Source organism: Kocuria sp. KSNUG (genome assembly GCF_049532735.1).
GTDB lineage: Bacteria > Actinomycetota > Actinomycetes > Actinomycetales > Micrococcaceae > Kocuria > Kocuria rhizophila.
The window spans coordinates 906411-918932 of record NZ_CP150981.1 but is presented as its reverse complement, the minus strand read 5'-3'; the positions used below and the strand labels follow the sequence as shown (position 1 = coordinate 918932).

At 72.5% G+C, this 12522-nt stretch carries 11 protein-coding genes; 4 read left to right on the top strand and 7 right to left on the bottom strand.

What is annotated here, in order from left to right; translation table 11 throughout:
* Positions 1 to 2: 2 nt before the first annotated feature.
* Positions 3 to 623 (bottom strand): class I SAM-dependent methyltransferase, encoded by a 621-nt coding sequence (locus tag AABM36_RS03985; protein ID WP_423447431.1) that lies wholly within the window; start codon positions 621 to 623, stop codon positions 3 to 5.
* 264 nt (positions 624 to 887) lie between these two features.
* Between AABM36_RS03985 and AABM36_RS03980 the strand changes: the two genes are divergently transcribed.
* Positions 888 to 1637: a TSUP family transporter gene (locus tag AABM36_RS03980; RefSeq protein ID WP_423447430.1), complete on the top strand. Its 750-nt coding sequence runs from the start codon at positions 888 to 890 to the stop codon at positions 1635 to 1637.
* Positions 1638 to 1688: 51 nt separating this feature from the next.
* Here the strand turns inward: AABM36_RS03980 and AABM36_RS03975 are convergent, their stop codons facing one another.
* Both AABM36_RS03975 and AABM36_RS03970 read right to left on the bottom strand, forming a co-directional pair.
* Positions 1689 to 2915 carry an MFS transporter gene (locus tag AABM36_RS03975; protein ID WP_423447429.1) on the bottom strand — a complete coding sequence of 409 codons (1227 nt, stop codon included), beginning with the start codon at positions 2913 to 2915 and terminating at the stop codon, positions 1689 to 1691.
* Between the two features lie 160 nt (positions 2916 to 3075).
* The gene (locus tag AABM36_RS03970) at positions 3076 to 3825 is read right to left on the bottom strand and encodes a rhomboid-like protein (RefSeq protein ID WP_047978773.1); all 750 of its coding nucleotides are present in this window, start codon (positions 3823 to 3825) and stop codon (positions 3076 to 3078) included.
* A gap of 333 nt (positions 3826 to 4158) precedes the next feature.
* On the opposite strand from AABM36_RS03970, the gene AABM36_RS03965 reads away from it, so the two are divergent.
* A complete protein-coding gene (locus tag AABM36_RS03965; RefSeq protein WP_070636609.1) occupies positions 4159 to 4698 on the top strand; it encodes a gluconokinase in 540 nt (179 codons plus the stop codon).
* Between the two features lie 138 nt (positions 4699 to 4836).
* Here the strand turns inward: AABM36_RS03965 and rlmC are convergent, their stop codons facing one another.
* Entirely contained in the window at positions 4837 to 5973 is a 1137-nt protein-coding gene (gene rlmC / locus AABM36_RS03960; protein WP_070636608.1) for a 23S rRNA (uracil(747)-C(5))-methyltransferase RlmC, read from the bottom strand.
* Positions 5974 to 6116: 143 nt separating this feature from the next.
* Between rlmC and AABM36_RS03955 the strand changes: the two genes are divergently transcribed.
* On the top strand, positions 6117 to 7025 hold the full coding sequence (locus tag AABM36_RS03955) for a hypothetical protein (protein ID WP_019311057.1): 909 nt from the start codon (positions 6117 to 6119) through the stop codon (positions 7023 to 7025).
* A gap of 63 nt (positions 7026 to 7088) precedes the next feature.
* On the opposite strand, the gene AABM36_RS03950 is transcribed toward AABM36_RS03955, so the two are convergent.
* The 3 genes from AABM36_RS03950 to AABM36_RS03940 all read right to left on the bottom strand — a co-directional run bounded on the left by AABM36_RS03950 (position 7089) and on the right by AABM36_RS03940 (position 10395).
* Positions 7089 to 8258: a PrsW family intramembrane metalloprotease gene (locus tag AABM36_RS03950; protein WP_070636607.1), complete on the bottom strand. Its 1170-nt coding sequence runs from the start codon at positions 8256 to 8258 to the stop codon at positions 7089 to 7091.
* Positions 8255 to 8800, bottom strand: a complete 546-nt coding sequence (locus tag AABM36_RS03945) for a hypothetical protein (protein ID WP_059281793.1) — start codon at positions 8798 to 8800, stop codon at positions 8255 to 8257. The genes AABM36_RS03950 and AABM36_RS03945 overlap by 4 nt, the downstream gene beginning before the upstream one ends.
* Positions 8801 to 9021: 221 nt before the next feature.
* A complete protein-coding gene (locus tag AABM36_RS03940) occupies positions 9022 to 10395 on the bottom strand; it encodes an LssY C-terminal domain-containing protein (RefSeq protein WP_070636606.1) in 1374 nt (457 codons plus the stop codon).
* Between the two features lie 387 nt (positions 10396 to 10782).
* Here AABM36_RS03940 and AABM36_RS03935 point away from each other — a divergent pair, with 387 nt between their 5' ends.
* Positions 10783 to 12513, top strand: coding sequence for a hypothetical protein (locus tag AABM36_RS03935; RefSeq protein WP_070636605.1), 1731 nt, complete (start codon positions 10783 to 10785; stop codon positions 12511 to 12513).
* The last annotated feature ends 9 nt before the right edge of the window (positions 12514 to 12522 follow it).

Genomic DNA, 12522 nt, shown 5'->3' with positions numbered 1-12522 from the left:
GGTCAAGCGTACGGGGTCTCCCCGGGAGCCTTCCCCAGAACGATCACCATGAAGTCGCTGTCCTCCCTCCACGGCCGCAGGTCCCACCCCGCCAGGGTGAGCTGGGGTGCCAGGCCCGCCGCGGCGGCGTCGGTCAGGAAGTCCTCGGTGGGATAGCCGCGTCCGGCGCCGAAGCCGACGACCGCGCGCCCCTCGGCAGTCAGGTGTGCGGCGAAACCGCGCAGCACGTCCTGGCGCGTGCTCTCGGCCAGGAACGTCATCACGTTGCCCGCGCACACGACGAGGTCGAAGGGTTCCCCCAGGTCCAGCTGGCTCAGCAGAGCGAGGTCCGCCACACGGTAGTCCGGCCCGGGGTGGTCCTTGCGGGCCGCGCGGATCAGCTCGGGGTCCACATCCACGGCGGTGACCGCGTGCCCCGCCCCGTGGAGGTGGCCTGCGATCCGTCCCGCTCCGCAACCGGCGTCCAGGATCCTCGCCCCGCGGGGGACCATGGCGTCCACGAGGCGCGCCTCCCCCACGATGTCCTCGCCGCGGCGCGCCATGGTGCGGAACCGGTCGATGTACCACTGCGAGTGCCCCGGGTTCTGCGCCACCTGGGCCATCCACCTGCTCTGTTCCACCATGGGGCCAGGGTAGGCGTTGAGGTGACGCCGCACACCATCACCGCACCCTGGGCCTCTGTCCGCCACGCCGGCGCGCGCAGCCGCCAGGGCCGGGCCCGCCACCGGTCACGACGACGCCGCGGCGCCACCCCGGTGCGCACGGCCGCCGCTGAGCGCCCCGTCTGAGAGCATGGACCCCGTTCACGGGGTTGCCGTGCACCGCACGACGGACCCCGCGCCATGCCCCGCCGACCGCCCCCGCGCCACGCACCCGAGGAGCAGCACATGAGCATCCTGCTGGCCGCCCTGGCCGCCGTCCTGGTGGGCACGGTCCTGCAACGGGTCTCGGGGACCGGGGTGGGCCTCGTGGTGGCGCCCGTGCTGTCCCTGCTCATGGGTCCGGGGGCCGGTGTGCTGGCCACCAATGCGGCCACCACGTGCTCCGGATTCCTCATCACCCTGTCCGTGCGGCGGCTCGTGGAGTGGCGCCACGCCGCTGTCCTGGTGGCCGCCTCGGTTCCGGGCATCGTGGCGGGGGCCGTGGTGGTGCGCTACGTGCCCAGCGCGTGGCTGCAGGTGGCCGTGGGCTCGGTGGTGCTCGCGGGGCTGGCCATCACCCGCTTCTCCCCCGCCACTCCCCACGGCACCCGTCGCGCCACGGTGGTGCCCGCCGGTGTGATCGGCGGGTTCTTCAACGCGACCGCGGGTGTCGCGGCGCCGGCCATGGTCATCTACTCGCGGGTGACCCGCTGGGACCAGGTGCGCTTCGCGGCCACCATGCAGCCGGTGTTCATGTCCATGGGGGCACTCTCGGCCGTCACCAAACTGGTGGCGGGCGTGCACTTCACCCTTCCCGTTCCCGCGTTCGTGGCGGTGGTGGCCCTTGTGCTCACCGTCCTGGCCGGCATCGCGATCGGGACGTGGCTGGCCCGCCACATGTCCAAGGCCACCGCGCAGAAACTGGCCATGATGCTCGCGACCGTGGGCGGCGTCGTCGTGCTGGTCCGCGGAACGATCACCCTGCTGACCACCTGACGCCACAGGAACCGGCGGGCACAGTGTCGGCGTACGACGCCGCCCGCCGCCTCAGCGCCCGGCGGCGCCCGCCTCCACCGCGTCCAGGTCCCGTACCTCGTGGCGGCGGCCGTAGGCCATGATGCCCAGGCACAGCGTGGCGATCACGGCGCCGGAGGCGAACAGCCACGGGTAGGTGGTGAACTCGGAGATCAGTGCGAGCACCATGGGTACGAAGAACCCGATGTAGGTCAGCGAGTAGAACACGGCGGTGAGCCCGGCGAGGTCGTCCGGGCGGGCGATCCGCTGGACCTCCTGCAGGCCGGAGACCAGCACGAGCCCGTAGCCGCAGCCCAGCACCGCGGAGGCCATCAGGACCAGCACCAGGTTCAGGGTGGCCGAGGCCAGCACCGCCGCGAGCATCCCCAGGATCACCGCGCACATGCCCACGGCGAGCGAGCGGATGGAACCGTCCCGGTCCAGGCGCTTGCCCAGCGGCTGGATGAAGAACCCGAAGCCCAGACCCACCAGGCACATCAGCCCGGAGAACGCGATCCCGTACTCCGGACCCACCACGTCCGCCATCAGAGCGGGCAGGATTGCGTAGGCGGAGGCCGCGCAGCCGAAGACCCACGGGGCGGAGGGCGCCACCACGAACCAGAAGCGGTGCTGCCGGGTGGCCGGGATCTTCAGGTCCGCCAGCAGCGGCCCGTGTGGGGGCGTGGCGCGCCGGGTCTCGGGAGCGCCGGCCACCAGGAACACGGCGGGCAGACAGATCGCCAGGTTGATCATGTAGGGCAGCACGGTCTGCAGGGGCGCGAACTGCGCGAGGGCCGCGGCCACCGCGGCACCGAGGGCGAACCCGGCGGTCAGGGACAGGGAGGCGCGACGCGCTCCCGAGACGCGCTCGGGGTGCTCCTCGTACGGTTTCTCGGAGAGCTCCTTGATCCAGGAGGTGCCCACGGCCATGCCGAGCCCGAGGGCCAGCCCGGAGAACACCCGGCCCACGAACAGCAGGAGCAGACTCTCGGCACCCACGGCCAGCAGGATGCTGCCCACCATGGCCAGCACCGGGGCCGGGATCATGAGCGTGCGGCGCCCGTGCCGGTCCGAGAGCGGCCCACCGATCAGCAGTGCGGGCACGATGCCCAACACATATGCCGCAAGGAGCATGTCAACGGCCACCTGCTCGTAGCCCTCAACCGTGCGGTACATGACCAGCAGGGGCGTGAACTCGTTGCCTCCCCACGCCACCGCCAGCAGCGCGGAACTGACCCTCATCCAGGGCTTGGTTCTCATGACGTCATTCCCTCGCAGTCACCCTCGGGGTGGGGGCCCGCCACCGGCGGCACGCGACCCCTGAACAGTGTCTGCATGCTAGGGCAGGGTGGGACAGGTCACAAAACTCGCCGGTAACAAATGGGGTCCAGAGCGGGACGGACCCTGCCGCGCCGGCTGGTCAGTGCTCGCTCTGGTAGAGCCGCCGGGCACGGACCCGCGCCTCGTGGTGGACCGCGGCCTCCGGGCGCACGAGCCGGCAGAACGCGAACCCCAGCAGCGCCGCCACGGTGTGCCCGATCGAGGACCAGTCGAGGTCCAGGAGCAGGCCCGTGGCGAGCAGCGCCACGAGCGCCCCGGCCCACAGCAGTCTGCGCAGCAGCGCTCCCCGGTAGGTGGCCAGCGCGGCGAGGGCGCAGAACCCGTAGCTCGCCCCCACGTCGATCAGCACGGGGGACGGCACGGGCAGCTCCGCGGTGCGGAACAGCCACACCTGGAGGTAGGCCACGGCCACGGTGGCGCCCACGTGCCCCAGTGCGAACCCTGCAAGAGTACGCTGCCATCCGAAGCGGTGCTCCAGGGGTGCGACCACCAGGCTGAACCCCACCCACCAGATGAGCAGCTCCACGGGGGACACGTACATGGCACTGCGCACGAGCACCGTCACCGGGTTGGTGCTGAGCTCGTGCAGGTTGGTGGACTGCTCCGCGAGGAACGCCTTGCGCAGCGGCTCGGAGGTGTTGGCCAAAAGCCACGTGGTGAACGTGAGCAGCGTGAGGTACAGGTACGTCAGCGGGGCCCGGCGCACCCAGTCCTTGACCGGCTCACCACGGCGCAGCCACCACGCACTGATCCCGCGGAACCCGGGCCAGGCGTGGTCCACGGCGTAGAGGAACCCCACCACCAGCAGCACGAGCGCGAGAGTGATCACGGGGAAAGTATGCGCCCGTGGTGCACGCCCCGGCACCGGAGTGCCCCCGCCCGGGACACCGCACCTCCCGCGGCGCGGCCAGGACGGTGGGCCGTCGGGGAGCGGGGGGTCGTGCACAGCCGGCCCGGCGGCGTCGTCGCCCCGTCCCCTTCGGACACGCCCGTCTCGCACGAAGGCCCCCCGGCGTGGCAGGGTTACCGGGTGACCTCGTGGTCACGCTCCGTCTGAGAGGAACACCGTGAACGACGACGACGTCCGCACCGGCCCCGCGCCCCGGGACTCCGCCCCGCAGGGCCCGGCAGCACACCCGGCGCCCACCACGGGGGCCGGGGCATGAGCCGGGTGCGCGAACCGTTGCCACCGCTCGTGGTGGTCATGGGGGTCTCGGGCTCCGGCAAGACCACCATCGGCACGCTCGTGGCCCACGAGCTGGGGGTCGAGTTCATCGACGGGGACAGCCTGCACCCCCTGGAGAACGTCCGGAAGATGGCCGCGGGCACCCCCTTGGACGACGACGACCGCTGGCCCTGGCTCGAGATCGTGGGCCGCACCCTGCACGAGCACGGCGAGCGCCGCGAGGGCCTCGTGGTGGCGTGCTCCGCGCTCAAGCGCGTCTACCGCGAGCGCATCCGCTCCCAGGTGCCCTCCGCACTGTTCCTGCACCTGGACGGCACCGTGGAGGTGCTGACCCGGCGCATCGAGGGTCGTAGCGGACACTTCATGCCGGCCGCTCTGCTGGAGTCCCAGATCGAGACCCTGGAGCCGCTCGCCCAAGAGGAGGGCGGGTACGTGCTCAACATCGACCAGCCCGTCGCGGACATGGTGGACGACGCCGTCACCCGGCTCCGCGCGCTCGTGGCCGCACAGTCCTGAGCGCGCCGGCCTGACCGGATCGTCCGGGCCGGGCCCTCCCGGCGGAAGGTCTCGGGGCCGCGGGACGGAATCGACGGGGCGGACGCGCGCTGCCCCGGGCCTGGCGGCGTCGTCCCGCGCCGGGCGCCGCCTGCCCCCTCAACCGCGCCGCAGCAGCACCGCCACCTCGTAGTGCCCGGTGTGGGGGAACATGTCCAGCAGCCGAGCCTCCACGGGGCGCAGGGACGGCATGCGGGCGAGGTCGCGCGCGAGGGTCGTGGCGTTGCACGAGGAGTACACCGCGTGACCCACGGACGAGGTCTCGAGCCACGCGCACAGGGAGGCGTCCAGACCGCGCCGCGGCGGGTTGACGATCGCGAGCTCCGGGGTGCCGGGCAGGTCCGCGGGGGTCGCGGCGGCGTCGTCCGCCAGGAAGCGCACGGAGCCCGGGCCGTCCTGCGGCAGTCCCATCGCCCGGGCGGTGCCCCGAGCCGAGGCCACGGCCTCCTCCGAGATCTCCGTGCCCACCACCTCGCGCCCCGGCCCGGCCACGTGCAGCGCGAAGCCGCCGACGCCGCAGTACAGGTCCCACACGCTGGCGGGCCCCACGGCGTCCACCCACTGCGCCACCTGCCGGTACAGCTGCTCGGTCACGGCCGTGTTGGTCTGGAAGAAAGAGCGCGGCCGCACGCGCAGGTCGATCCCGTTGAGGCCCATGACCAGCTCGCGCTGCTCGCTCAGCAGGATCTCCTCGGGGCCCTCGATCACCGCTTTGTGCTCGGGCTGGATGTTCACGGAGACCACCTCCGCCGCGGGCACCAGCTCGCGCAGCAGGTCCAGGTTCTCGGCGACCTTGGGCAGCTGGCGGGTGCTGCGCAGCACGAAGCGCACCATGAGCCGGCCCTCGGGGCTGCCTGTGACGATCACGTGCTTGATCTCCCCGCGGCGCTTCGCGACGTCGTAGGGCAGCAGCCGCACCCGCCCGATGAACTCCGCGAGCGCGTGCAGGGCGCGCGTGACGGGTTCGGGGTACAGCGGGCAGTCCCGGAGGTCCACGCCCGCCGCGCCGTCCAGGATGCCGAGCGTGGGCGCCCCCACCTCACCGGCCACCACCATCTTGGCCTTGTTGCGGAACCCCCGCTCCGCCGAGGCCACCGGCTCCAGCCACCGCGGCGCACCGTGCGCGTCCACGAGCTCCCGCACCAGCTCCTGCTTGCGGGCCAGCTGCCGCGCGTACGGGACCTCGATCACCGTGCAGGACCGGCACTCGCCCCGGTCGTAGTATCCGCATTCCACCCGCCCGAGTGTACGGCGGGCCTCGCCTGCCGGGCACGACGACGCCGCACGGCCGGGTGGGGTGCCCCTCCACCGTGTGTGGCGCGGGCCCGAGGATCGTGGCACCGTGAGGGCATTCGCCGCCCACCCCGAGGACCACAGCCATGAGCAACCAGCGCCCCTCCCCCGCCGTGATGCGGGGCCGCACCGATCCCGCGCGGGACGTGCGTCCGGTGGACTACACCTCGTGGCGCCCGTCCCCTGCGGCCCCGGGGATCGCCGGCGAGGAGGGAACGGAGACCACCGCGGCACGGAACGCGGCAGAACGGGGCACGCGGGCGGCGTCGTCCCCCGCGGCACCCGGAGCTGCGGCGCACGTGGCACCGGGCGGGACGCCCAAGCCGGGACCCGGACCTCGCCCGGCGCCCGCGGTCACCGTGGGAGACGCACCCCGCGAGCTGACCGTGGACCCGCAGCTCGCGGCCATGGTCGCGCGGCTGCGGTCCGAGGTGGCACCGGTGACGGGCACGCCGGAGAACGCGTTCTACACGGTGGACTCCGCACCGGGGCAGGAGCGGGAGCTGGACGTCCCCGCGGACGGGGTGGACGTGCACGGCGTGTGGGACGTGGGCGAGGACGCCCTGCGGGCCGTGGTGGCGGACCCCGAGGACACGTGGACCGCGGACCTGGGCCGCACCGACTACTACGTGCGCGGCCCGCTGTGCGTGCAGGTCACGCGCGCGGAGCACCGCGTGGTGGGGATCTACCGCAGCGGCTGGGCGATCGCGCGCCGACCGGACGAGACCTGGGCCGACACCCCCGACTCCCTGGAGCGCACGGGTGCCAAGCCCGGCGGCAGCGGCACGCGCTACCCCACCAACCGCCGGGAGCTGCTGGAACGGCTGCGCGCGGCGGGCTTCGAGGTCACCACCTCGGGGCCCACGCACGGCAAGATCACCCACCCGGACGTGCCCGGCCGGTTCCTGCCGTTCTCCTCCACACCGTCCTCGCAGCGCTACGGGCGCCACGTGGTCACCGCGGTCAAGCGGGTGTTCGGCATCGACGTGCGGTGAGCCGGGCCCGGGAACCAGCACGGTCCCCGGGCCCGGCCCACGGCGTTGCCCGACGACTGCCCGTCAGACGGACGCCGGCAGCTCGTCCACGCCGGTGCCGCGGCGCCCCCACGCCTGCAGCACGTCCAGGTAGCCCGCGCGGGTGCGCCGGGCCTGCTTCACGGCGCGACGCCCCCCGGCCTTGCGGGCCTCCTTGAGCCCACGACGCCGCTGCGTGCGCGTGCCCACCGCGCTCGTCACCGCGGGCTGCCCGTACTCGGCCGGGAGCTCCCGGGCCAGAGGCGACCCACGCAGCTCCTGCTCCGCCCGCGCGAGGTACTCGCGCTCCTGACGCCACGCGATCCGCGCCACCAGCACGAAGCACACCAGCGCCAGCACCACCTTGACCGGCATGCCCAGCCACGGCAGCGCCGCCACCGGAGGAGCGTTCCAGAGGAAGTGCAGCACCCACCCCAGGGCGTAGAGCCCGGCGAATGCCGAGATGCGCACCATCATGGAACAGTGCTTCACGGTGCGGCCCAGAAGATATGCCACCCCCACGCCAATGATCGCGGAGTACAGCCAGTGGGAGGAAATGCCAATGGTGCTGCGCAGCAGCGTCACACTGAAAGCACCCGAGAAATCACTGTTCGCATCCGTGGGCGCATTGTTCGCGGCATAGGAGACATTCTCGAAGATCTGGAACCCCAGACCCACGAACGCCCCCACCAGCAGTCCGTGCATGGGCCGGGTCAGCGTGCGGGAGGCCACCAGCATGATCACGAGCACTCCGATGGTCTTGCCCCACTCCTCGCTCGTGGGCCCCGCGAACGCGGCCCCCCAGTCCGCGCCCACTCCCCACGGGAGCAGCTTGGCCGCGAGCTCCAGGATGTGCTCGTTGGCGTGACCCCCGAGCCACGTGGGAACGGTGGCCCCGAACACGGTGGCCAGCAGCAGGATCCACGGCCGACGCGCCCGGTACGGGTCCGCCCACAGCACGATGACGGCGAACAGCACCAGGGTGAGCGCGAAGATCGGGGCGATCGCCAGCAGCGAGTCCTTCGCGGTGGTGAAGGACTTCGCCACCGCCAGGGACACCCCGGTGGTGCCCAGTGCCACCAGCACGCAGAACAGCCACCACACGGCCGAGCGCGGGCGGAAGAACTCGTGGCCGTACCCGGGTCCGTCCTGATCGGCTGTGACTCGCACGGCGGGGCGGGCCGGGGCCGCGGGGGTTGCGGTCGCGGTGCTCATTGCGCGCCCTCCTTGCTCGCGGCGAGGCTGTCCAGCAGACCCTGAAGGTCCGGAGCCTCGTCCTTGCTCGTGCTCGTGGCGGTGACCAGGACCACCGTGGCACCGTTGTGGACCACGGCGCACGGGCCCGTGGCCTTCTGCTCCGTCTTGATGGCCACGCAGCTCTTGCCGGTGAACCCGCCACCCCCGGACACGCTTCCGCCGTCGAACGCGGCGGAGGTGCCGTCGAGCGCCTGCTGGCGCAGCACGCGGTCCGCGGTGGTGTCGAAGTTCTGGCTGCCGTCCACCACCGACAGCGTCAGCTCCTGGTCCTGCTCCGCCCGGGTGAACGTCACCGAGGTGCGGCTCGTGGACGGGCTCGTGCTCCACCCCTCGGGCGCCCGGAACGTCACCGTGGTGCCCGCCGTGCTGTCCAGGGCACCCTGCTCGTGGGCCCCCACGGTCAGCTGCGGTGCGGGCACGGCGTGCGAGACCGCTGCGGGAACCGCCCACGTGCACGCCGTCATGACGGCGAGCACCGCGGCGGATGTTTTGTGCGTCACTTTCTTTTCCGTGTATCTTTCTCCCTCACGACAAGGACACGTGACGATATCACGGAAATGCGGGGGCAATTGTTTTCCTGTGACCTCCGTCAAACATTTTGTTTATGCAGGAGAACTAAGCAACGGTAAAAGCCCATGTCGGATTAGTGGCCACGCCCGAATTGTTCTGCAGGAGTGGTGCAGAACACGCGTGGTGGACCGCGTCGACAGCGCTCCCGGACTCAGCCGGCGGCCTCGGCTCGGGCGCGCTCGGCCCCACCGCGGGTCCAGGCCCGGGCGGAGAGACTGGTGAGCGCGTACACGGTGAGCAGGTCCACGGACGCGGACAGCAGGGCTCCCGCCGTGGGACGGCCGCCCTGGAAGAACGCGATCATCTGGAAGATCTGGGAGAAGGTGACCAGCGCAATCATGATGAGCCGCGAGCGCTGGCTGCCCTGGAAAGTGCGCCACCCGAGGAACAGGATGGCTCCCAGCATCAGCGCCAGGAGGACCACCATGAACGTCACCACGGCCACGCCCAGTCCCTGCGGCTCGCCGTCCAGTTGGAGGTCGCTCGTGAGCTCACCGGGGTGCAGCACCAGATCCAGCACGAGGGCCAGGGCGGAGAGCACGGTGAGCGCCCAGGCGGCAACGATCGAGAAGGGCCTGCGGGCGACGTCCTGGAGCACGTCCTCCGCAGAGGTCGCACGGTCGGTGGCCCGCCCTGCCTGCACTGGCGTGGTGGGCCCCACCGTGGCGGGCACGTCCTCGAGCAGCAGCACGGGCAGGTCGCCGTCCGTGCGGACGGCGTCCCCGCCGCCGTTGCGGCTGTGGTAGCCGGTGGAGAAGTCCTCGATCACCGCCACCTCGGCCTCCGGCACGGCGTGCAGCACGGTGTCCACCACGTAGTCGCGCTCCACGTCGATGTCCGCGTCGATCTTGTGCGTCACCTGCAGGGTGAACAGTGAGAGCCCCACCGCACGGTCGTACGTCCCGGCGGCGAGCCACTGCACGCGGTGGCCACCCGGCAACGGCCACCCCTCGGGGCAGGGCCAGAAGCGGATGTGGTGGCGCTGGGCGGCGTTGCCGTCCACTTCCTGCTGGTACGCGAACTCCTGGACCTTCCCGAACAGCAGCAGGGGGCTCACCGGCGCCTCAGGATAGCTCTTGCGGGTCACGGACGACTTCACGATCCCCCAGCTCGACCCGATCGTGATGGGATCCGCGAGCGTCCACCCGGCCGCCCGCATGGCCGTGTGGATCTGATCCCGTGAACCGTTGACCGCGAGGTTCACGGGATCTCCGAGCAGCCCGTCCGGGGTCACGGTGCGCCCGATGAAGTAGGAGGGCACGTAGATGGCCGTGAGCGTGCGGTGCAGCCGGGGAAGCGCCAGGTACGCCATGATCCCCCAGAAGACGATGCTGTAGCCCAGCAGCGTCCACCCGTCGTCCACGCTGCGCAGGATCACCACCGCGAACACGAAGACCAGCACCATCACGATGCCGAAGAAGACGTTCTCCACCATGTCCATCCCGAGCCCGGACCGCCGGTCCTGGACCTTCACGGGCGGGTGCCGGTACTCGGCGGGCCGCCGCGACGAGTCGTAGTGCTTCATGTGGTCTCCGTCCCGGGCACATGGCGGCTTCCGCCGACCGGCCGCGCTCAAGCTGTTCTGGCGCCCCGGGAACCTCCCGGTCTGGGCACCGCGTCCTGGCCGCGATCCTAGGCCAGGGGGCGCAGAAGAATTACCCGCGCCATCCGGTGACTGCTCGTTCCCATCCGGCCTGACCCCACTTCGGGGGACCACTCCACCAAAGTGTGGGCGAGTGCTCCCGGGCCCGGGCCGGGGCGGGGAAGTTAGGCTGGCACAGTACACACGGCGTGGCGCCCGCGGCACCGCTCAGGGGAGAGACGGTGGACGCCCACGGGGCGCAGCGCCGCACGTCTTTCGGGGGAGAGTTCATTGTTCAGCTTCTCAGGTCCGGGCCGCCCGTTGCGGTCCATGATCGGCACGTCGTCCCGCGCAGCCACCGCCCGCGCGAGCAGCCCGGACGAGGGCGTGGGCCACGGCTGGATCCCTGCAGGGGAGCGCTGGCTCGCGGTGGACGTCCACGAGCCCTCGGCCCCCGCGCGCGGTGCCACGGTCGTGGTGGCCGCCCCTCCGGGCCGGGAACGGGTCACGATGACCCGCACGGTGCTCCACACGGCGCGGGCTCTCGCGGCGGACGGCTGGCGAGTGGTGCGGTTCGACTGGTCCGGGACCGGGCAGAGCCCCTGCCTGGACGAGGCCTGCGACGCCCGGTGCTGGGCCGAGGACGTGCGCGCGGTGCGGGAGTGGGCGGGCGGCGGGCACCCGGTGCACGGTGTGGCCTTCAGCGTGGCGGGGGCTCTCATGGCCGCGGACGAGGACCACGGCTGGGCCCAGCGGATCCTGCTGGCCTCCGTGTCCGGGAGGCAGTGGCTGCGCCACCAGAGTGCGCTGCGGCGGATGGCCGGCGCGGACCTGCCCCCGCGCGTCACGGAGGGAACGGAGCTGCTGGACCTGCAGCTGGCCTCTGAGGGCGTCTCAGCAGTGAAGGCCGTGCCCGCCCCTGCGGAGGATGCCGCACGAGGCCTCCGGGTGCTCGGCGAGGATCTCACCGGTCCCCTCCCCCTCGACGTCCACCCCCGAGCAGCCACGGTGCCGGAGGGTCTGACGAGCACGGTGACCCGAGCACTGGCCGAGCACGCGCCGGCGCGCGGTGCGTCCACCCGGCAGGACGACGCCGGGGGCGAACCCGTCCGGTGCCTCACACTGGACGTCCACGGCACCGCGGTCCGTGTGTCCCGCGCCACCGTGGGACACGGCGAGCGCCCCGCGATCCTCACGGAACCCGTGGAGCGGGCGGCCGAGGCGCCGGGCCTCGCCCTGGTCTCCCCTGGTTCGGACGCCATGGAGACCGCGAGCGGGCTGTGGTTGCGCACCGCGCTTCTGTCCTCGGGTCGCGGTGCCGTGTGCCTGCTGGCCGAGCGCACGGACACCGGCGAGCTGGTGGACGCCACCCTGGCCCGCAACTCGAACCCCTACGCCCGGCACACCGTGGTGGAGTGCCGCGAACTCGTCACGCGGCTCGCGGACCTCACGGACGGGCCTCTCACGGCGGCGGGCATCTGCCTGGGCGCGTGGGGACTCGTGGCGGCGGCCCCGGAGCTTCCGCGGGCGGTCGCCGAGCGGCTGACCTTGCACGTGGTCAACAACGTGGCGTGGCAGCGGGAGCCGTGGCGGTACTGGCGCCAGGGTCTGCGCAGTGGGCCCCTGGCACCCCGGCTCCCGGGGGAGGAGTCACCCGCGCCCGAGGCCGCCCCGGAGCAGGGCGCACCCGCCCCCCGTTCGCCGGGACGGGTGCTCATCTCCCGCGCGGGCAGCGTGGGCCGGACCGTGGTGCGCGGCACGCGGGCCAGGGCCCACGCGGCGTCGCCCGGGATCAACTCGCTCGCCGCCACCGTGGGCATCATCGACGTCCCGCAGCCCGCGCTGCGGCGGCTGGCCCGGATTCCGGGTCTCACCGTCAAGGCGGTCTTCGGGCCCGCCGACGCCGCGCACTGCCACGTCACCGCCGCGCAGCAGGACGGGCGGTCCGCCCTGCTGCTGCTGGAGCCGCTGGACCACTCGGTGTTCGCCACGGCCTCCCGGGACACCCTGGCCCGCTACATCGTGGACGAGACCACGGCGCTGGGGCCCACTGGGCACTGACCGGGGCGC